The sequence below is a fragment of the Dactylosporangium sp. NPDC049140 genome (assembly GCF_040648435.1).
In genome coordinates, this window is record NZ_JBEZDS010000016.1 from 77,525 (window position 1) to 97,868 (window position 20,344).

General features: G+C 75.2%; 14 protein-coding genes. 4 read left to right on the plus strand and 10 right to left on the minus strand.

Going from position 1 to position 20,344, the window contains the following annotated elements; all coding sequences use genetic code 11:
- Positions 1-26: 26 nt before the first annotated feature.
- The 5 genes from AB0B76_RS25635 to AB0B76_RS25655 all read right to left on the minus strand — a co-directional run bounded on the left by AB0B76_RS25635 (position 27) and on the right by AB0B76_RS25655 (position 12,530).
- Positions 27-3,293, minus strand: a complete 3,267-nt coding sequence (locus AB0B76_RS25635; RefSeq protein ID WP_360379816.1) for a UvrD-helicase domain-containing protein — start codon at positions 3,291-3,293, stop codon at positions 27-29.
- Entirely contained in the window at positions 3,230-6,298 is a 3,069-nt protein-coding gene (locus AB0B76_RS25640; protein ID WP_360380119.1) for an ATP-dependent DNA helicase, read from the minus strand. The genes AB0B76_RS25635 and AB0B76_RS25640 overlap by 64 nt, the downstream gene beginning before the upstream one ends.
- 129 nt (positions 6,299-6,427) lie before the next feature.
- Positions 6,428-11,197, minus strand: coding sequence for a HEAT repeat domain-containing protein (locus AB0B76_RS25645; protein ID WP_360379819.1), 4,770 nt, complete (start codon positions 11,195-11,197; stop codon positions 6,428-6,430).
- Positions 11,194-11,754, minus strand: coding sequence for a TIGR00730 family Rossman fold protein (locus AB0B76_RS25650; RefSeq protein WP_360379821.1), 561 nt, complete (start codon positions 11,752-11,754; stop codon positions 11,194-11,196). The genes AB0B76_RS25645 and AB0B76_RS25650 overlap by 4 nt, the downstream gene beginning before the upstream one ends.
- Positions 11,754-12,530 carry a TIGR00730 family Rossman fold protein gene (locus AB0B76_RS25655; RefSeq protein WP_360379824.1) on the minus strand — a complete coding sequence of 259 codons (777 nt, stop codon included), beginning with the start codon at positions 12,528-12,530 and terminating at the stop codon, positions 11,754-11,756. The genes AB0B76_RS25650 and AB0B76_RS25655 overlap by 1 nt, the downstream gene beginning before the upstream one ends.
- Positions 12,531-12,600: 70 nt before the next feature.
- On the opposite strand from AB0B76_RS25655, the gene AB0B76_RS25660 reads away from it, so the two are divergent.
- Together AB0B76_RS25660 and AB0B76_RS25665 are read left to right on the plus strand one after the other, a co-directional pair.
- A complete protein-coding gene (locus AB0B76_RS25660; RefSeq protein WP_360379826.1) occupies positions 12,601-13,386 on the plus strand; it encodes a DUF3152 domain-containing protein in 786 nt (261 codons plus the stop codon).
- Positions 13,387-13,489: 103 nt separating this feature from the next.
- Positions 13,490-13,630, plus strand: a complete 141-nt coding sequence (locus AB0B76_RS25665) for a hypothetical protein (protein WP_360379828.1) — start codon at positions 13,490-13,492, stop codon at positions 13,628-13,630.
- Here AB0B76_RS25665 and dapE read toward each other — a convergent pair.
- Positions 13,613-14,680 carry a succinyl-diaminopimelate desuccinylase gene (gene dapE, locus AB0B76_RS25670; protein WP_360379831.1) on the minus strand — a complete coding sequence of 356 codons (1,068 nt, stop codon included), beginning with the start codon at positions 14,678-14,680 and terminating at the stop codon, positions 13,613-13,615. The two genes, AB0B76_RS25665 and dapE, sit on opposite strands and share 18 nt — an antisense overlap.
- Positions 14,681-14,733: 53 nt before the next feature.
- On the opposite strand from dapE, the gene dapD reads away from it, so the two are divergent.
- Complete coding sequence (gene dapD / locus AB0B76_RS25675) at positions 14,734-15,786, plus strand: 2,3,4,5-tetrahydropyridine-2,6-dicarboxylate N-succinyltransferase (protein ID WP_360379834.1); 1,053 nt, start codon at positions 14,734-14,736, stop codon at positions 15,784-15,786.
- A 670-nt stretch (positions 15,787-16,456) separates the two neighbouring features.
- On the opposite strand, the gene dapC is transcribed toward dapD, so the two are convergent.
- Both dapC and fdxA read right to left on the minus strand, forming a co-directional pair.
- A complete protein-coding gene (gene dapC / locus AB0B76_RS25680) occupies positions 16,457-17,563 on the minus strand; it encodes a succinyldiaminopimelate transaminase (RefSeq protein WP_360380122.1) in 1,107 nt (368 codons plus the stop codon).
- Positions 17,560-17,886 carry a ferredoxin gene (fdxA, locus tag AB0B76_RS25685; RefSeq protein WP_360379837.1) on the minus strand — a complete coding sequence of 109 codons (327 nt, stop codon included), beginning with the start codon at positions 17,884-17,886 and terminating at the stop codon, positions 17,560-17,562. Before fdxA ends, dapC begins: the two co-directional genes overlap by 4 nt.
- A gap of 107 nt (positions 17,887-17,993) precedes the next feature.
- On the opposite strand from fdxA, the gene AB0B76_RS25690 reads away from it, so the two are divergent.
- On the plus strand, positions 17,994-19,049 hold the full coding sequence (locus AB0B76_RS25690; protein WP_360379840.1) for a GNAT family N-acetyltransferase: 1,056 nt from the start codon (positions 17,994-17,996) through the stop codon (positions 19,047-19,049).
- Between the two features lie 10 nt (positions 19,050-19,059).
- Here AB0B76_RS25690 and AB0B76_RS25695 read toward each other — a convergent pair whose 3' ends face one another.
- A complete protein-coding gene (locus AB0B76_RS25695) occupies positions 19,060-19,524 on the minus strand; it encodes a hypothetical protein (protein WP_360379842.1) in 465 nt (154 codons plus the stop codon).
- A gap of 201 nt (positions 19,525-19,725) precedes the next feature.
- Positions 19,726-20,199: a hypothetical protein gene (locus tag AB0B76_RS25700; protein ID WP_360379844.1), complete on the minus strand. Its 474-nt coding sequence runs from the start codon at positions 20,197-20,199 to the stop codon at positions 19,726-19,728.
- Positions 20,200-20,344: the final 145 nt, after the last annotated feature.

Below are 20,344 nucleotides of genomic sequence, written 5' to 3' on the forward strand. Positions count from 1 at the left end.
CCAATTCATTGAGACTTGGCTGTTACCTAGGTGGCGGGAAGCTCCGTGATGAGGGCGAGCAGCCCGGCCTCGTCCAGCAGGTCGGCCGGGCGGACCGTCTCGCCGCCGCGCACATAGAAGAACGCGGCCCCGACGCCGGCCAGGGGCACCCCCCGCAGCTGCGCCCACGCCAGGCGGTAGGCCGCCAGCTGCACCGCCGCCGCCGTCGCGTCCGCACCGCCCGGGCGCCCGCCGGTCTTCCAGTCCACGACGTCGAAGCGGCCGTCCGGGTACCGGTAGACCGCGTCCATCCGCCCGCGCACCACCACCCCGGCGATCACCGACGCGAACGGCACCTCGACGTCGAGCGGCACCCGGTCGGCCCATTCGCTCGCCAGGAACCGCGCCTGCAGGTCGGCCAGGGCCGAGTCGGGGGCGGCGTCCTCGTCGGCCGCGCCCGGCAGCTCGTCGAGGTCGATCAGCCGCTCGGCCCGGAAGCGCTGCTCGAGCCAGTGGTGGAAGGCGGTGCCGCGGCGCGCGTACGGGTCCGGGCGGGCCGGCAGCGGGCGTCGCAGCGAGCGGGCCAGCCGCTGCGGGTCGCGGCGCAGCGACACCAGCTGCGACACCGAGAGGTGCCCGGGCAGCGCGACCTCGACCGTCCCGCCGGCCCGGGGCGCGAGCCGGGCGCGCTCGGCCAGCAGCAGCTCGGCCTCGCCGGCCCAGCGCGCCACGAGCGGGTCGCCGGTGTCCAGGGCCGCCTCGGGGTCGGCCGCGCGGACCAGCTCGGCGGCCGCCTCCAGCAGCGGGCGGCGGTGGCCGAGCGGATCGGCGGGCCAGCTGGCGCTGGGCACGTCGGCGGCGGTCGGGTTCTGCGCGTCGGCCTCCGGCTTGGGCGCCCAGACGTCGACCACCCCGGCCCCGGCCAGGCAGCGCTCGCGGATCTCGTCCAGGAACACCGAGGCGCCGCGGGCCCGCTTGACCCCCTCGCCCCACCAGTACCCGCTCGCCAGCAGCAGCCGGCGGGGGCGGGTGACGGCGACGTACGCCAGCCGCCGCTCCTCCCGGATGTCGTGCTCACGCCAGTCCCGGGTGAACGTCTCCAGCGCCCCGACCACGCCCTTGATGTCCTCGACGCCCGCGAGGCGCAGCGCGGGCAGCCCGGCGTGGTCGCCGCGCAGCGGGAACGGCAGCACGCCGAGGCCGCGCAGCCAGTGGTCGCCCGCGTTGCTCGGCCCCGGGAAGACGTCCGTGCACAGCCCGGCGACGGCCACCACGTCCCACTCCAGGCCCTTGGCCGCGTGCGCGGTGAGGATCTGCACCGCCCCGGCGACGACCTCGACCTCGCCCGGGGCCAGGCCGCGCTCCTCGTTCTCGGCCGCGGCCAGGAACGCCAGGAACGCGCTCAGCGTGGCACCCTCCGACTCGGCGGCGAAGCGGGCCGCGATGTTGCCGAACGCGTCGAGGTGGCCGCGGGCCAGACCGGCGTCGCCGGGGCGGGCGGCGACCTCGACGTCGAGGCCGGTGACGCGCTCCAGGTCGGCGACGAGGTCGGGCAGCGGCTGGTCGAGCCGGCGGCGCAGGGCGCGGAGCTCGCCACCGAGGCGCACGAAGCGGCGGTGGCCCTCTTCGGAGTACAGCTCGGGGTCGCCCAGGTCGTCGAGGGCCTCCACGAGTACCGCCTCGTCCAGCCGGTCCGCGAGCTCCGGCTCGGCGGCGGTGTCCCCGTGGCGGCGCGCGGCGGCGAGCGCCCGGGCACGCCGGTACAGGGCGACCAGGTCCCGCGGGCCGATCCGCCACCGGGGGCCGGTGAGGATGCGCAGGAGCGCCGCGCCCTCGGCGGGGTCGGCGAGCACCCGCATGATGCTCACCACGTCGCGTACCTCGGGGGTGTCCAGCAGCCCGCCGAGGCCGACGACCTCGACCGGCAGGCCCCGCGAGCGCAGCGCGTTCTCCAGCGCCGGGATCTGGGCCCGGGTCCGCACGAGCACCGCGGTCGACGGGCGGTCCTCGACGGGGATGTCGTACGGGAACGTGTCCGGCTCGACCTTCGCCGCCAGCCGCCACGAGGCGAGGACCCGGTCGGCGAGCCAGGCGGCCTCCTCGGTGTACGTGTCGAGCAGGGCGCAGTGCACGGTCGCGGTCGAGGCGGGCTCGGCGAGCACGTCGGCCGGGGCGAGCTCGGCGACGCGGGCGCCGTACGCGCGCAGCGGCGCGGACAGCGTGTTGGCGATGTCGAGGATCTCGGGCCGGTTGCGCCAGCTCGTGGTCAGCTCCATCAACGGCGCCGGCTCCTCGGCCGTCACCGGGAACTCGGCCGGGAAGCGCTCCAGGGTGCCGGCCGAGGCGCCGCGCCAGCCGTAGATGGACTGGCACGGGTCGCCGACCGCGGTGACCGGGTGGCCGCCGCCGAACAGGGCGCGCAGCAGCACCACCTGGGCGTGGGAGGTGTCCTGGTACTCGTCCAGCAGCACGATCCGGAAGCGGTCCCGCTCGACCTGGCCGACCTCGGGGTGCGCGGTCGCGACGGCCGCCGCGCGCGACAGCTGGTCGCCGAAGTCCATCGCCTCCAGCAGGGCCTTCTTCTCGGCGTACTGCCGGATCAACGGCAGCAGCTGCAGGCGCGCCTGCTGCCGGGAGAGCACGTCGCGCACCGGCTTGGCCATCTTGCCGGTCTTCGAGCCCATCTCGGCGAAGAACCGCCCCGTCCACGCGGCCACGTCGGCGGGCTCGCGCAGGTGCTCGGCCAGGTCGCCGGCGAGGTGCAGCACCGCGTCGACCACGGTCGACGGGGCGGCCGAGACCGCGGTCATGTCGCCGTCGTACGCGCGCACGACCGCGTCGGCGAGCTGCCAGCACGCGGCCTCGGTCAGCAGCCGGGTCGACGGCTCGAACCCGGCCCGCACGCCGTGCTCGCGCACGACCCGGGCCGCGTACGAGTGGTAGGTGGCCACCGTCGGCTCGCCGGCGATGAGGTCGTCGCGGCCGAGACGGCGCACGAGCTGGCCGAGGCGCTGGCGCACCCGGTGCGAGAGCTCGCCGGCGGCCTTGCGGGTGAAGGTCAGGCCCAGGATCTGCTCCGGGCGGGCGTGGCCGTTGGCGACGAGCCAGACGACCCGGGCCGCCATCGTCTCGGTCTTGCCCGACCCGGCGCCGGCCACCACGAGCAGCGGCCCGACGGGCGCGGCGATGACCTTCGCCTGCTGCGGCGTCGGCGCCGGCAGTTTCAGAAGTCGGGCCAGCTCCAAGGGCGTCATGTGACGTGGCGGCCCTTGCCCGAGACCGGGCACGCGGTCTTCACCGGGCAGACCCGGCACTTGTTGTTGACCACGGCGCTGAAGGTCGAGGCGGCCATCGTCTTCGCGGTGCGCTGCACCAGGGCCTGGGCCCAGTTCGGGTCGTCGGCCTCGCCCAGCGGCGGCTGGACCTGCTCGCGCGCGGTGTTGGTCTCGCCGCCCAGCTGTACCAGCGCCGCGCCGCCGGCCACCGACGACTCCTCGAACGCGCCGAGCTCGATCGCGGCCTGGTACGCGGCCAGCTGCGGGTGCTCGGCCAGGTTGGCGTTGGCCGGGATCGACTTGCCGGTCTTGAGGTCCACGACCACGAGCCGCCCGTGCTCGTCGAGCTCCAGCCGGTCGACCCGCCCCTTGATCTCCACCGGCGCCTCGGGGTCGGCCAGCTCCACGAGGAAGTCCTGCTCGATCGCGACGAGCCGGCGCGGGTTGCCGGCCAGCCAGCCGATGAGCTTGTCGAGCATGGTCTCCGCACGGTCCCGCTCCCGCCCGGCGAGCCACCGGGCCGAGAGCTCGATGGCGTCGAAGCGGTCGGCGACGTACGCCACCAGCTGCGCCCGGTCCGCGCTGGCGTCGGCGGCCAGCATCGCGGCGGCGTGCACGAGGTTGCCGATGGACTGCTCCGGCGACGGGGTCAGGGCCCCGCCGTGGCGCTCCAGCAGCCACCGCAGGCTGCAACGCTCGACGCTCTCCACGGTGGAGGGGGTCACCTGCACCGGCTCGCCCGGGTCGACCAGCGGCCGCTCGTCGGACAGAGCCGGCAGGCCCCACCAACCGCCGGGATCCGCCCCCGGTACCTCCTGTTGCGCGAGGCGCGCCAGCAGCGCGGCGGCCGCGGCCCGCCGCTCCTCGGGCGCGTCGGGGTCGACCAGCGCGACCCGCAGCTCGGCCACCAGCGTCGGCAGCGTGAGCGCGCGGGGCGCCTCGAACCCGGGCTGCTCGTCGTCGATCGACAGCTCGATGAGGAACCGGCTCGGCTGCTCCTCGCCGTCGCCGGACGCGACCGCGGTCACGAGCACCTGCTCCCGGGACCGCGACACGGCCACGTAGAACAGCCGCCGCTCCTCGTCCAGCAGCGCCGAGAGCCGCCCGATGGTCTCCATGGTCCGCCCGGCCAGCACCTCGACCAGCAGCTCCGAGCCGAGCACGCTACCGCGCAGCCGCAGGTCGGGCCAGACGCCCTCCTGCACCCCGGCCACGGCGACGACGTCCCACTCCAGGCCCTTGGCGGCGTGCGCGGTGAGGATGCGCACCGCGTCGCCGCGGTCGGCCATGGGGGCGAGGTTGTCCGCCGGAAGGTCCTGGCCCTCGACATGGTCCAGGAACACGTCGGTACCCGCGCCCGGCAGCCGGTCCGTGAAGCGCGCGGCCGCGTCGAAGAGCGTCACGACCGCGTCGAGGTCCCGGTCGGCGGCCGCGCCCCGGTGCCCGCCGCGCGCGCTCAGCGCCGACCAGCGCTCGGCCAGGCCGCCGGCGTGCCACACCGCCCACAGCACCTCCTCGGCCGTCGCGCCCGGGCGGGCCGCGGCGTCGCGGGCCTGCTGGAGCAGCCCGGCCACGGCCCGCGCGGGCGCCGCCCAGCGCCGCTCGACCATCGCCAGCTCGGCGGGGTTGCGCAGCGCCGCGAGCAGCAGCAGGCCCGAGGGCCGCCGGTCCCCCGCGGCCAGCGCGAGCGCCCGCAGCCCCTGCCGCAGCCGCCGCTCGGCCAGCGGGTCGGCCCCGCCCAGCGCCGAGTGCAGCAGCGCGACCGCCGCGTCCTCGTCCAGCCGCGCGTCGTCCAGCGCGCACCGCAGGAGCAGCAGCAGCGGCGCGACCGCCGGCTGCAGGTGCAGCGGCAGGTCCTCGGCCTCGGTCGTCGTCGGTACCCCGGCGGTGTGCAGCGCCCGCTGCAGCGGGGCGAGCTGCCGCGCGGTCGAGCGCACGACGACCGCCATCCGCGCCCACGGGATGCCGCGCAGCAGGTGCGCCTCCCGCAGCCGGTGCGCGATGAACGCGGCCTCGGACGTCTCGGACGCGAACGTGCGCGTCTCGACGCTGCCGCCGGCCCGCTGCGGGAGCATCGCCCGGTGCCGCGAGGGCCCGCGCAGGCGCGCCGCGACCCGTCCGATCGGCGCGAGGAGGCCCTCACCGAGCCGCCGCGAATGAGGCAGCGTCACCTGTACCGCGCCCGGGAAGTACTGCTCGAAGTCGTTCACGATCGCCGGGTCGGCGCCGCGGAAGGCGAAGGTCGAGGAGTCCGGGTCCGCGAAGGCCACGAGGTGCTTGCCGTTGCCGGCGACGAGCTCCAGCAGCTCGACCTGGGCGGGGTCGGTGTCGGGGAGCTCGTCGACGTACACGTACCGCAGCCGGTTGCGCTCCCTGGCGAGCAGGTCCTCGTCGTCGGCGAGCATCCCGGCGGCGGCGCGCACTAGCTCGGCGTAGTCGTAGGCCACGGAGCCGCGCCCGGTCGCGTCGCGCAGGGCGAGCACCTGGAGGTACTCGCGGAAGAAGATCGCCGCGGCGCTCCAGTCGCTGCGCCGGTGCACCCGCGCCAGCGCCGCGAGCCCGTCCGGCCCGACGCCCCGCTCGACCGCGCGCAGGAGCAGGTCGCGCAGCTCGGTCGCGAACGCGCGCGTGTTGAGCGCGCTGCGCAGCGCCTCCGGCCAGGGCGCGCCCGACTCCGGCAGCAGCTCGCGGATCACCAGGTCCTGCTCGGGCCCGGTGAGCAGCCGCGGCGACGCCTCGCCGCGGTCGACGGCGGCCCGGCGGAGGAGGCCGAACGCGTACCCGTGGAAGGTCCTGACCATCGGCTCGGCCGTCGTGCGCAGCCCGCTGGAGCGCCCGAGCCGCGCCTCGATCCGGTCGCGCAGCCGGCTCGCCCCGCGCCGCCCGAAGGTCAGGACCAGGATCGACTCCGGGTCCTCCCCGTCGGCGACGCGCTGAGCGACGGCCTCGACCAGCGTGCTCGTCTTGCCGGTGCCGGGCCCGCCGACGACGAGCAGCGGCCCCCGGACGTGCTCCACGACGAGCCGCTGCCACGGGTCGGCCACGACCGGAACGGCCCGCCCCGGCGCGCGGCGCACGAGCCGGTAGGCCCGGCGCGGCGGCGCGGGGGAAGCGGTCGCGGTCACGGCCCAATGCAATCACGCGTCACACCGTTTTCCAGCATCGACGCGTCTCTAGGTTGCCTTCGCGACCCGGAGGTCACGTTCGGCGATCCGTTCCAGGACGGCCGTGTAGAGGTGCCGCTTGTCGGGCCGGGCGCGGCCGGCGGCATGGCGCAGGGCCGGGATCGCCGGGGATCCGATCTGGGCGAGCCCCGTCGCGGCGGCCCGGCGGACGGCGGGGTGGGGGTGGGCGAGCAGTCCGACGATCGGCGGGATCGCGGGCCGGTGGCCGGCGTGGCAGAGGGTGCGGACGGCCGACCGGACCGTGTCGGGCTCGGGGTCGTCGAGCAGGACCGCGGTGTGGCGCAGGTGGATCGGCCGGTCCAGGACCTCCCGGCCGATCCGATGGGCGTGCCGGCGGACCCGGGCCTCGGGATGGCGGAGCAGGCCCGCCAGCAGCCGTTCCAGCTCGGGATCGGGGCCCGCCGGGCGATGGTCCTCGGCCAGCTGGGTGAGTGCGCGCCGGATCTGTTCGGGACTGCCGGTCCGGATCAGGTCGAACAGCTCACGGCGGGACGGCCCGGGTTCGGCGGCCGGATGCGGGCGGACGCGGAGCGCCGCGAGGGCGTCCTCGCGCTGCGCCTGCGGGTTCCGCAGCGGGCCGTCGACCAGGACGAGGCGGTCGGCGAGGTCGCCGCGCCCTTCTCGGCGAAGCCGCGCGCACGCCTGCGTCAGGGCCGGGGTCCGCAGCAGGGGGCGGCCGGCGATCAGGTCCAGGAAGCCCCAGGCCCCGGCGCCGAGGTGGCCGCGGAGGTGCTCGGCGACGGCGTCGGCGTGTTCCCGGCGCAGGGCGCGTTCGGCCGCGGCGCGGGTGGCCTCGCCGCCCTGCTCCCACCACTGCAGCAGCAGCGGAACCAGGCGGTGCAGGTCGGGCGGGCCGAGGTGGTAGGCCAGGCCGGCGGCACGCTCGCGAACGGTGTCGGCCGTGTCGCCGCCGCCTGCCGCGATCCGCAATTCGGCCTCATTGACACCGAGGGGCGCGACGTCGACGTCTCCGCGCAGGAACGCGCGGAGCACGGCCTGCCTGGTCTGCGGTTCCGGCCAGTCCCGCAGGGCCCTTGCCGCGGCTTGGCGCTGACCGGCGGCGGGCGCGTCGAGCAGGGCGAGCAGGCGGGCACGGAGCGCGGCCGATCGGGGCTGGTCGAGGTCGCCGTCGTGGGGTGCCCGGGGCGCCACGGGGGCCCGGCGGGCCTCCTCGGCGAGGGTCCACCGGGGCGCGTCGATCGGTTGGAGGGCCTCCAGCCAGTCCAGAACCGCGCCGCGGGCGTCGGGGCCGGCCGAGGGGAACACGTCGATCAGCGCCTTGAGCCGGTCGCGGGACTTCGGCGGCCGCTCGTCGCGGGACCGGAGAGCGGCGAGCGCCTGCGGCGTGCCCACCGCGGTCTCGAGCGCGCGCCGCCAGGCCGCGGCCCCCTCGGACGGCGCCGCGGCCGCGGCCTTCTCGGAGGGCGCCGCGGCCTCGGCCCCCTCGGACGGCGCCGCGGCCTCGGCCCCCTCGGACGGCGCCGCGGCCTCGGCCCCCTCGGACGGCGCCGCGGCCTCGGCCTTCTCGGACGGCGCCGCGGTGGGGACCGCGAACGCCTCGCGCAGCACCTCGGTCTCGGCGAGCCAGGGATCGGCCCCGAGCCGGGCGGCGGCCAGCGACCGCTCGACGTCGCCGCGGGTCAGCACCGCGCCGCAGCGGCGCAGCAGCGCCAGCAGCGAGCGGCGCCCGGCCGGCGCGGCCGGCAGCGCGCGGAGCCGCGCGATGGCGTCGAGGGCCGCGGCCGCGGACAGCTTCGGCGCGACCGCCCCGAGGACCGCGAGGAGCGCGTCCCGGTCGTCGCCGCCGGCCGCGGACAGGCCGGCGAGCAGGGTCGGGGCCGCCCGGGTGAAGGTCTCGACCTCGGCGGCCGACCAGGGTGCGGGACAGACCGCCAGCGTGAACCGCAGGATGGCCCGGCGGGCCACCGGCTCGGCCTCGGCCAGGCGCAGCCAGTCCGCCAGCAGCGGCCTCAGCCGGGCGGCCTGGTCGGCGGGCGGCCGTCCGGAGCGCCGTTCGTGCCGATCCACGGCCTGGAGCGCGGCCTCGTCGGTCCAGCCGTCGCGCACCAGCGAGTCGACGCCGCCGTCCGGCCGGTCGCCGGTGCCCGGCGCGGGTCGGACCGGCACGGCGATGCCGTGCGCCGCCAGCTGGGCGGCCAGGTCCTCTACGGTTCCGCCGGCGAGCCCGACCCGTCCGGCGGCGACCAGCGCGAGCAGCATCGGCGCGACCGGCGACCCCTGCTGCGCCAGGGCGTTTACCGCGCGCGCCTCCAGCACCCGGCCGAGCCCGGCGAGCAGCAGCTCGCGGCCCCGGTCGTCGCCGGCCTGCTCGGCCGCGGCGAGGACGGTGGCGGCGTACGCGGCGCCGAGGATCGCCCGGAGCGCCTCGACGAGCGTGGCGCGCAGGCCCGGGTTGTCGTGGTGGCCGAGCCAGAACAGCAGCTTCGGCACGGCGGCGGGCGCCCCGGCGTCGACCAGGACCGCGGCGGCGGTCTTCTTGACGTTCATGGCGGGGTGGTCGAGCCCGGCCGCGATCGCCGGCGCGGCCCAGCGCGCGCGGACGCGACCGAGCGCGAGCAGGGCCTGCCGCACGGTCTGGGCATCCCCGGCGGCGGTCAGCGCGATCAAGCTCGCCGAGAGCGCCTCGGCGTCCGCGCCGGCGCCGGCGATCGCCGCGATCGCGTGTTTGCGGACGTGCCGGTCGCGGTGGCGCAGCAGGCGGTGGATCCGGGCGCGGGTGGCCGGGTACGGGGCGCGCCGCAGCAGGGCGAGCAGGATCGCCCGCTCGCGATCCGGCACGTCGGGGCGCTCGACGAGGTCCAGCGCGACCGTCGCGACGAGCGCGTGCCCGGCCGCCTCGGCGTCGGCCGCGTCGAGCAGGCAGACCGGCCGGATCTTTCCCCGGTCGTGGAGGCGCCGGCCGAGCGCGTGGACGGCGGCCACGACCGGCTCGGGCACGGCGGGCTCGCCGGCGGGCCGGTCGCCGTCGAACCAGTCGCCCGGAGGCTTCGGGCCGCCCGGTTCCCGGGCCGCGGCGAGATCCGCCACGATCCGTGCCAGGAGGTCGGCGATGATCGGCACGGAGCCGGCGTCGCCGTTGCGAGCGAGTCTGACGAGCGCCGCGACCGGGTCGTCCGGATCGAACCCGGCCCCGAGCAGCGCCAGTTCTTGCGGGTCGGCGGCGCCGAGGTCGATGACGATCCGGCCGGGAAGATCGCGGGGGTCGAGGCGGGTGAGGATCGCCCGCCGCCTTTCGGTCTCGTCGGTCAGGTGCCACAACAGCTCGAGGGCGCGATGGCGCACCGGGCGCAGGTACGCCGCGATGGCGTCGTCCGCCTCCGGCTCACCCCCGCGCGGGGACAGCCCGAGTCCCGCCGCCAGCGCGGCCGCGGTGGCCGGGCCGCCGATGGCCTCGAGCGCGTCCAGGGCCGCCTCGGGCGCCCGCGGCAACGTGTCGAGGACGGCCGTCTCGGCGGGCGTGTGCCGCAGCGTACGGAGAGCGGCGAGGAACGGCTCCGGCCGGGACGCCCCGGCCAGCCCCTCGGTGATCGCGTCGCCGATCGGGAGGTCGTCGCCGCCCTGCCGGGCCAGGCCGACCAGCAGGTCCAGCCGCCGCGGCCACGTCTCGTCGTCGGGCCCCGCCGCCGTCAGCGCGCCGAACGCCTCGCGCCGGCACGTGAACAAGATCGTGGCGACCTCGTCCGCGGACACCGTGTGATCGGCGAGCGCCAGGGACACGACGGCCGCCGCGTCGTCGCCGCCCGGCAGGCGCCCCCGCCGGTGCATCGCCCGCAGACAGGCCACCGCCGGTCCGCCCAGCAACAGCGGATCGGCGGCGGCGAGCGCCGTCAGCGCGCCGATGTCGTCGCGTTCGGCGAGCTCGCCCAGCGCCGCCAGCGCCCGCTGCCGCGCCCGCGGCGGCGCGCCCTCGTCCGCGACGAGGTCACGCAGGAGGTCGGCGTGCCCGTGCCGGGCGGCGGCCGCGAGCGCGGCATCGACCAGGGAAGCCTCGACCGGCACGCCGGCCGACCCAGCCTCAACCGGCGAGCCGGCGGCCAGGACCGCGCGCAGTCGCTCCCGCGGCAACGCAACCAGTGCGGCCCACGGCTCCGCGAGCTCGCGCAGGGCGGCGACGGCAACGGCCGGGGTCGCGAGCAGCCGCCCGATGTACTCCCGGGCCCGCGCCGGAGCCAGCAGCCCGGCGTGCAGCCCCTCCCGGATCAGCCGCAACGCCGCGGCGTGCAGCACCGGATCGGGGCGGTCGACCAGCTCACGGATCAGCGCCGCGGGATCGGGCCCGCCGACCGCGTCGACCCCCGCGACGGCCTGGTACAGCAGCTCGCCCGCGGGTTCGCGCCGCACGGTCGCCGGCTCGTTCACCAGCTCGGCCCGCAACCAGGCGACCCGCACCCGGACCGGCAGCTCGGCCGGGCGCCATCGGGGCCGGCGCGGCCTCGGCACGTACGGCCAAAGCCTGTAGTGGACCCCCGCCGCGACGAGCGCCGTCTCGGGCGGCCCGTCGAGCCCCGCCGGGAGCAGCGCCCCGAGCTCGGCCAGCTCGGCCTCGCCGGTCTCGGGGCGCGCGATCCGCTCGGCGAGCCGGACCCAGCCCAGGTGGCGGAGCCCGGCGTCGTCGTGCCGGAGCAGGAGACCCACGACGGCCGGCGGGCAGTCGCGCGCCTCCAGGTGGGCGGCGAGCCAGCCGGCGTCGCCGCGCTGCACCGCCGCGCGGATCTGGGCGTCGACGCGCCCGGTCACGACCTGCCGGCGCCCAGCAGGGACGCCTCGATCAGGTCCAGCGAAGTGGGGACGTCGCGCGAGGTGAGGAGCATCGACATGGCCGTGGAGCGGACGAACTCCTGGCTCGCCAGCGTGCGCAGCCACTGCAGCAGGCCGTCGTAGAAGCCCTCGTAGTCCAGCAGCAGGATCGGCTTGCGATGGAGGTCGAGCGTGGCCGTGGTCCAGACCTCGAAGAGCTCGTCCAGGGTGCCGAGGCCGCCCGGGAGGACGACGAAGGCGTCCGCGCGCTCGATCAGGAGGGTCTTGCGCGAGGCCATCCCGTCCGTCACGACGAGCTCGTCCGACTTGGTGTCGGCGACCTCGAGGTCGACGAGCTTCTGGGGGATCACGCCGTACGTGCGGGCGCCGCCCTCGCGCGCGCCGTCGGCGACCGCACCCATCATGCCGACGCAGCCGCCGCCGGAGACGAGCTCGTGGCCGCGGCGGCCGATCTCGACGCCGAGGTCGTGGGCCAGGTCGAGCCAGTGCTGGTCGAGGCGTTGCGACGAGGCGCAGAAGACGCCGATCCGCGCCATCAGCTGCCGCCGCCCAGCTTGTCATCTTCCAGCTGCTCGGCCGCCTCCTTGATGTGCTGCACCGCGGCGTCGACGTCGTCGGTGAGGTACAGCAGCTCGAGGTCCTCGGGGCCGATCTTGCCGTCGGGCAGCATCGTGTCGCGCAGCCAGTCGAGGAGGCCCTGCCAGTAGGCGGTACCCATGAGGACCACCGGGAAGCGCGTGACCTTGCGCGTCTGCACCAGGGTCACGGCCTCGAAGAGCTCGTCAAGCGTGCCGAAGCCGCCCGGCAGCACGACGAAGGCCTGGGCGTACTTCACGAACATCGTCTTGCGGGCGAAGAAGTACCGGAAGTCGATGCCGACGTCGACCCAGTCGTTGAGGCCCTGCTCGAACGGCAGCTCGATGCCCAGGCCGATGGAGAGCCCGCCGGCGTCGGCGACGCCCTTGTTCGCGGCCTCCATGACGCCGGGGCCGCCGCCAGTGATCACCGCGTACCCGGCGCGGGCGAGCGCCCCGCCGAGCTCCTCGCCCATGCGGTACTCGGCGCTCTCGGGCTTGCTGCGGGCCGAGCCGAACACGCTCACCGCGGGCGGCACGTCCGCCAGTGTGTCGAACCCCTCGACGAACTCGCTGAGGATGCGCAGCGCCCGCCAGGCATCCTTCGTCTTCCACTCGTGGCGCAGGCGGGAGTCCAGCAGCCGCTGGTCGGCGGTGCTCGGCGGGATCGCGTCGCGTCGCAGAGTCACCATGCCGCGATGCCGCTCCCGTGGGCGGTTGCGCTTCGGCTCGCTCATGCCTGTCACGGTACGTCGATCACCAAAGACGGGGCCCACCAGCCCGCCACAGCCATGGTCCAATACGGCCATGGGGAGACGGACGGGGCTGCTGATCGCGGCGGCGTGCGCCCTTTTGGCCGGATCGCTGCTCATCTGGTACACCCTGAGCGGCTCCGCCCCGACGGGCGGCTTCGTGGCCGGGGACGCGCTTTCCTCGGCCGCCGTCGAGTTTCCGGTCTCCGAGCGTCCGTCGCCGCCGGCCTCGGCTCCGGCGTCGCCGACGCGCTCGGCCCCGCCGACCGTGCCCGCGCACGGCAACGGGAAGTTCGACCTCGCGGCGAGCGGCGGCGAGCGGGTCGGCACCGCCGGGCACCTGGTGCACTACGTGGTCGCGACCGAACAGGGCTCGGGCGTCGATCCGGAGGTCTTCGCGGCGGCGGTACAGCAGACGCTGGGCGACGCGCGCAGCTGGATCGCGGGCGGCAAGTTTTCGTTCCAGCGCGTCCCGGCGGGCAGCGCGTCCGAGCTCACCGTGCACCTGGCCACCCCCTCGACGACCGACTCCATGTGCGCGCGGCGCGGCGTGCGCACCAAGGGCGAGGTCTCCTGCCGCGGCGGCCGCGACGTCATCGTGAACCTGAAGCGGTGGCTGCTGGGCGTCACGTGGTACCCGAGCGTCGCCGAGTACCGCCACATGGTCGTCAACCACGAGGTCGGCCACTTCCTCGGCAACGGCCACGCGGTCTGCCCGCGCAAGGGCGCGCCGGCCCCGGTCATGGCCCGCCAGTCGTTCGGGCTCGAGGGCTGTGTCGCAAACGCCTGGCCCTATCCGGACGGTAAGACCTTCGTCACAGGTCCACCGGCGCCGCGCTGATCGGACATTCCCGGTAGGAAAACGGGTGCAGAGGGCAACGTTTACCCCTACCGTCGCGTCCTACCCGATATACCGGCGGCAGGGCGTGGGGGGTGTGACCGGCATGACACGGATTGAGACCGACCGCCAGAAGCGGCAGATGAACCGTCGGATTCGCGAGGTGCTCGCGCTGCGCCGCATGATGCGCACGCTCGAGCCGCTGCCGGAGGAGCCGCCGGCCGCCGCGTCAGGAGTCACCCCGTAGCCAGCGGCGCAGGACCTCGGCCCCCTCGGTGATCTTGGGGATCTCGACGCGCTCGTCCTGCTTGTGCGCGAGGTTGGGGTCGCCCGGGCCGAAGTTCAGGCCGGGAATACCCAGCACGGCGAAGCGGGCCACGTCGGTCCAGCCGAGCTTGGCACGCGGCGGGCGGCCGATCGCGCCGAGCAGCTCCCGGGCCGCGGGCGCGTCGAGGCCGGGCAGCGCGCCCGGGGCCGAGTCCACGAACTCGATGTCGAACCCGTCGAACACCTCGCGCACGTGCGCCTCGGCGGCCGCCTCGTCGCGGTCGGGCGCGAAGCGGAAGTTGACCTCCACGACGCACTCGTCGGGGATGACGTTGCCGGCCACGCCGCCGGAGATCCGGACCGCGTTCAGTCCCTCACGGAACTCGCAGCCGTCGATGACGACCGAGCGGTCACGGTACCGCTGCAGACGCTCCAAAATCGGGGCCGCCTTGTGGATGGCGTTCTCACCGAGCCAGGACCGGGCCGAGTGCGCGCGCTTCCCGCTGGTGCGCACCAGCACCCGCTGCGTGCCCTGGCAGCCGCCCTCGATCAACCCGTGCGTGGGCTCGAGCAGCACCGCGAAGGACGCGTCGGTGAGCAGGTGCGGGTTGCTGTCGGCGAGGATCTTCAGCCCGTTGCGCGCGGAGTCGACCTCCTCGGCCTCGTAGAAGACGTATGTCACGTCGTGGCGCGGCTCCGGCTCGGTGACCGCGAGGTGCAGGGCGATCGCGGTGCCGGACTTCATGTCGGACGTACCGCAGCCCCACATCACGTCGCCCTCGGTGCGCGACGGAAAGTTGTCGTGCAGCGGCACCGTGTCGAGGTGCCCGGCGAGCACGACCCGCTGCGCCCGGTCGAGCTCGGTGCGCGCGACGATGGTGTGCCCGAAGCGCTCGACCTTGAGCACGGTGCCGGCCAGCGCCTCCTCGACGCGGTCGGCGATCTCGGCCTCGTTGCCGGAGACCGACTCGATGTCGACCAGCGCCCGGGTCAGGGCCACGGGATCGGCGAGCACGTCACGGGTGAGCATGGGTCGACCTTATCCGGGCGGCCGATCCGGCGGGTGCGGTAGCGTTCGCTCACGTGACGACCGCCTACATCGACTCCCCCGCGTGGGGCCTGGGCCTGGCCACCGTGACGTCCTCGGGCCAGGTGCTGGACGCCTGGTTCCCGGCCGGCAACCTCGGCCTCGGCACCGCCCCCTCCGCGCCGGACGCGCCGGGCCTGGACCCGGCCGTGGCCGCCGCCGCGAACGCCGCCTCCGTCCTCGACCCCGGCGACACGGCCGCCGCGGTCTCCGCCGCCGTCGCCGCGGCGGGCCCCGCGGACTTCTCGGACCTCCCGGCCGCGGACGGCCGCCTCGGCCTGCGGTCGGAGGTCGTCCGCGTGGAGATCCAGTCCCTCGGCGATGCACCGAAGAGCACGGCCGAGGTGTACCTGCGGCTGCACCTGCTGTCGCACCGAGTCATCCGCCCGCACCAGGCGAACCTCGACGGCCAGTTCGGCCTGCTCGCGAACGTGGCCTGGACCTCGGCCGGCCCGTGCCTGCCCGAACAGGTCGACGAGCTGCGCGTCCTGGAGCGCCGCGCGGGCCGCCGCCTCAACGTCTTCGGCGTGGACAAGTTCCCGCGCATGGTCGACTACGTGACCCCGTCGGGCGTGCGCATCGCCGACGCCGACCGCGTACGCCTGGGCGCGCACCTGGCCCCCGGTACGACAGTCATGCACGAAGGCTTCGTCAACTTCAACGCGGGCACCCTGGGCAACTCCATGGTCGAGGGCCGCATCTCGGCCGGCGTCGTGGTCGGCGACGGCACCGACGTCGGCGGCGGCGCCTCGATCATGGGCACCCTCTCCGGCGGCGGCAAGGAGACGATCTCGCTGGGCGAGCGCTGCCTGCTCGGCGCGAACGCGGGCATCGGCATCTCCCTAGGCGACGACTGCGTGGTCGAGGCGGGCTGCTACATCACGGCGGGCTCGAAGCTGACCCTGCCGGACGGCCGCGTGGCGAAGGCGCGCGAGCTCTCGGGCGTGAGCAACCTGCTCTTCATCCGCAACTCGGTGACGGGCCGCCTGGAGGTACGCGAACGCCAGGGCCGCGGCATCGAGCTCAACGCCGCCCTGCACGCGAACTGACCGCGGACGGGCAGGCCGCACCCAGCTCCGCGGCCCGCCCGTTTCCCGCGGCTCCTGGCCGGCTCTCTCACGCCGGCCCGTCGGTCCGCGCCGGGTCCCGCCAGCTCTTTGCGGTCGACTCGGTAGCGCCCGTCCGCTGCCACGCCAACTTTCCCGCACCCCGTCCGCTGCCGCGCCGGCCTTCTGGCGCCCCGTCCGCTGCCGCGCCGACGTTCCCGCGACCCGTCCGCTGCCGCGCCGGCTCCCTTGCGGCTAACCTGCTGCTGCGCCGGCTCCCTCGCGGTTCGCCCGCTGCCTCGCCGGCTTTCTTTGCGGCTCGCCGCTGCCTCGCCGGTTTCCTTTGCGGCTCGCCCGCTGCGGCGCCAACTTTCCCACGACCCCGTCCGCTGCACGCCGACTTCTCGCCTCGTCCGCGGGTCGCCAACTTCCTCTGACCCGTCCGCCGCCGCGCCGGCTTCCTTGCGGCTCGCCTATTGCCGCCCGCCTGGTCGCCGACGGCCGCACGTTCGACAACCCGGGGACTCTCGCCACAACGCTCGTGCTGGCCGCGGGGTTCCGGCGCGCAGATATGTCGTGGCGCGCCAGCGCCCGACATTTCGCGCAAAACCGGCCGACGCGCAAAACCGGCCGACGCGCAAAACCGGCGCGACAACGCGCGACGCAGGTTTGGTCAGAGGCGCGAAGCGGCCGAGTCCACGCGCTCGTCCGTGGCCGTGAACGCCACCCGCACGTGCCGCTCCCCCGCCGGACCGTAGAACGCGCCCGGCGCCGCCAGAATCCCGCGCTCCGCCAGCCAGTCGACGGTCGCCCAGGAGTCCTCGCCGCGCGTGAGCCAGAGGTACAGGCCGGCCTCCGAATGCTCGACCGTGAACCCGGCGCGCTCGAAGGCCTCGCGAAGGACCGAGCGGCGCCGGGCGTACCGGGCGCGCTGCTCCCCCACGTGCGCCTCATCGCCCAGCGCGGCGACCATGGCGGCCTGCACCGGGGCGGGCACGATCATGCCGGCGTGCTTGCGGGCGGCGAGCACCTCGTCGACGAGCGCGGGGTCACCGGCGACGAACCCGGCGCGGTACCCGGCGAGGTTCGAGCGCTTCGAGAGCGAGTGCACGGCGAGAACCCCGTCGAAGTTCCCGTCGCACACCGACAGGATCGACACCGGCTCCGACTCCCACGGCAGCGGCAGGTAGCACTCGTCGCTCACCACGATCGCGCCGCGCTCGCGCGCCCACGTGACGACCTTGCGCAGGTGCGCCTCGGGCAGCACCTTGCCGGTCGGGTTGGACGGCGAGTTGACCCACACCATGCTGACGCGTTCCGGCCCGAGCGCCGTCAGCGAGTCGGCGCGGAGCACGCGGGCACCCGCGAGCAGGACGCCGACCTCGTACGTCGGGTAGCACACCCGCGGAATGACCACGGTGTCCCCGGAGCCGAGGCCAAGCAGCGTCGGCAGCCAGGCCACGAGCTCCTTGGAGCCGATCGTCGGCAACACCCCGAAACTGCCGGATTCGGTACCGCACCAGCGCCCCACCCACCCCCGGATCGCCTCGCGCAGGCGCGGGGTGCCGGCGGTGAGCGGATACCCGGGGGCGTCCGACGCCTCGGCGAGCGCCGCGCGGATCAGCGCCGGCACGGGGTCGACCGGCGTGCCGATCGACAGGTCGACGAGGCCGTCGGGGTGGCGGGACGCGGCGGCCTTGGCCGGCTCGAGCCGGTCCCACGGAAAGTCGGGTAGCCCGGCCGCGAGTGCGCGCCGGGCCCCGAAGACTGTGCCGGTCAGTGTTCGCGCTCCTGCGGCGGCAAGGAGGCGACGAACGACGCGTCCTTCTCGATCTTGCCGACCTTCGACGCCCCGCCGGGCGAGCCGAGCTCGTCGAAGAAGGTGTAGTTCGCGCCGACGTAGTCCTTCCACTTCTCCGGAACGTCGTCCTCGTAGAAGATCGCCTCGACCGGGCACACCGGCTCGCAGGCGCCGCAGTCCACGCACTCGTCCGGGTGGATGTAGAGCATGCGGTTACCCTCGTAGATGCAGTCGACAGGGCACTCCTCGATGCATGCCTTGTCGAGCAGGTCCACGCAAGGTTCGGCGATGATGTAAGTCACGGGTCGCCCTCTTTCGCGCCTGAGGCTGCCAACCTGGGCTGGCAAGCCCCGCCGCATCCCTACCGCGGCGGTACGAGCCTAGTATCCAGGTTCACGGGAGGTCGATCGTGCTCGGGCCACAACATGTGGGACAACGCGTTGTGGTGCGCCGAATCGTAGGGATGCGTGACTCACGACCCGTGTTTTCGGACATTCTGGGCCACCTCCTCGAAGCCACCGAGACGCATCTCACAATCCGTGCACGCACGGGCGCGGTACGCGTTCCAGTTGATGAGATCGCACGCGCTAAACCGGTACCCCCGCGCCGTCGTTTCACACCAACCGAGTCCCTGGAGGCCGCCGCCGCACTGGGCTGGCCGGCCCGCGAGCAGGCGCGCCTCGGCGACTGGCAGCTGCGCGCGACCGACGGCTGGACCCAGCGCGCCAACTCGGCGCTGGCGATCGGCTCCCCCGACCTCCCGCCGTCCGACGCGATCGAATTCGTCCGGCATTGGTACCGCGAACGCTCCCTCACCCCCGCCATGTCCATCCCGGTGCCGCTCTTCCAGCGTCTCGACAACGAGCTGGAGCGCCTCGGCTGGACCGCGATGCCGGTGACACAGGTGATGACGGCCGCCCTGCCGCCCCTGCTGGCCGCGCTGTCCCCGGCCCCGCCGGGCGGCCCGATCGAGCCGGCCACCGCACCCGCGCCGGCGGCCGGGCGGATCGAGCCGGCCACCTCGCCCGCGCCGGCCCCGGCGGTCGTGCCGGGCGGGCGCATCGAGCTGGCCACCTCGCCGTCCGACGACTGGCTGGCCGCCGTCGCCGGGCGCAAGGGTCCGTTGCCCGAGTCGGCGCGGCACGTGCTCACGGCAGTGCCCGAGGTGCGGTTCGCCGAGTGGTACGACGAGGACGGCACCCTCCGCGGCACCGCCCGCGGCGTGATCGCCGACGAGGAGTCGCGCTGGCTCGGGCTGTCGCTGATCGGCGTCGACGAGCGCCTGCGCCGCCGCGGCCTCGCGCAGCGCCTGATCGCCGCGCTGGTGCAGTGGGCCCTGACGCTGGGTGCCCGCGACGCCTATCTGCAGGTGGAGCAGCGCAACACGGCGGCCGTGGCGCTGTACGAGCGCCTCGGCTTCACGGTGCACCACGTCTACTCGTCCCGCCGCCTGCTCACCGGCTGACGGGCCGGGGTCAGCGGCGAACGACCTTGCGGGGCTTGGTTCCGGCCTGCTCGATGTACCGCTTCCAGGACTGCGACCGGTAGTCCAGCCCGGTCGTCATGAGCACCAGAAGCCCGACCACCGCGCCGATCGCGGACAGCCCCACGAAGTAGAAGAACTGGCGGAACACGAGCCCGACGCCGTTGCTGAACGGGCCGACCCCGGACACGAACGGCCCGATGAGCACGGCCAGCAGGCACGCCGCCACGACGGCCAGGCCGAGCTCGCCGATGACACGGATCATCGGGACGCGCCGGCCGTACCAGAACGCGATCGGAATCATCACCGCGCCCACCGCGAACAGCGCCCACAGGCCGATCGTGATCTGCTTGGCGTCATCGCCGCCGGCCGCGATCCGCACCACGAGCCGGGCGATGACATTGACCACGAAGAGGCCCGCCGCGACGAGCCCGACGGGCAACCACCGCTCCTTCATTGCAGCCTCCGTCACTTGTGTTCCCCGATTCGCCGAGCTCTCGCAATCCCGGCGCGGGAACGTGTTTACCCGTCTACCCTCCGTGCGCGCAAGACCCGTCGCCTCAGAGTTCGCTGAGCCCGCGCATTTCCGCACGACAAAGCGACGCCGAACCGCCCACGGTCACATTTCGGACCGCGGGCAACCCGGGCCGGACGGAGCTCAGGTGCCGGCGGACGCGGACGCGGGCGGGGCGGGCCGCGAGCGCAGCGTCGAGATGTAGATGCCGATGGCGAACGCGAGCGGCCCCGCGAACAGGGTCAGCAGCCCGACCCAGTTGTCCTCGGTGATGATCAGGTCGCCCTCCGAGGTGCGCCCCGCCGCCAGTACCCACACCACGCACCAGGCCGCCGCGGGCAGCAGCGCGGCCAGGCGGCGCCGCGTCGTCGTGTACGCGAACCACCCCAGCAGCGGATTGGTCGCCAACGCCATGACCAGCGAGACGGGCACGCGCCACCCGCCGATGCGCAGCGGCGAGTACAGCGCCTCGATGATCGCCAGCGCCGCGCCGAGCAGGGTGGCCACGAGCAGCCCGGCGATCGTGAGGGCGATCTCGAGGGACGCCCGGGTCTGCGGCGACAGGTTCAGCCACGAACGCGACGGCTCCGCCGCGGGCCAGACAACGCCGTCCGGCACCCCGAACCCGGACTCGGGCGCGGCGCCAGCAAACGGCGACTCGGGGGGACCGGAAGCCGAGCCGGAACCGGAAGCCGAAGCCGGACCGAAAGCCGAAGCGGAGCCGGAGGCCGAGCCAGAAGCCGAAGCGGAGCCGGAGCCGGAA

Excerpts from the sequence above, each read along its gene's own strand:
- AB0B76_RS25650 (WP_360379821.1), bottom strand. The coding sequence starts at position 11,754 with ATGGCGCGGATCGGCGTCTTCTGCGCCTCGTCGCAACGCCTCGACCAG.
- AB0B76_RS25660 (WP_360379826.1), top strand. The coding sequence starts at position 12,601 with ATGGGGAGACGGACGGGGCTGCTGATCGCGGCGGCGTGCGCCCTTTTG.
- dapE (WP_360379831.1), bottom strand. The coding sequence starts at position 14,680 with ATGCTCACCCGTGACGTGCTCGCCGATCCCGTGGCCCTGACCCGGGCG.
- AB0B76_RS25695 (WP_360379842.1), bottom strand. The coding sequence starts at position 19,524 with ATGAAGGAGCGGTGGTTGCCCGTCGGGCTCGTCGCGGCGGGCCTCTTC.
- AB0B76_RS25655 (WP_360379824.1), bottom strand. The coding sequence starts at position 12,530 with ATGAGCGAGCCGAAGCGCAACCGCCCACGGGAGCGGCATCGCGGCATG.
- AB0B76_RS25665 (WP_360379828.1), top strand. The coding sequence starts at position 13,490 with ATGACACGGATTGAGACCGACCGCCAGAAGCGGCAGATGAACCGTCGG.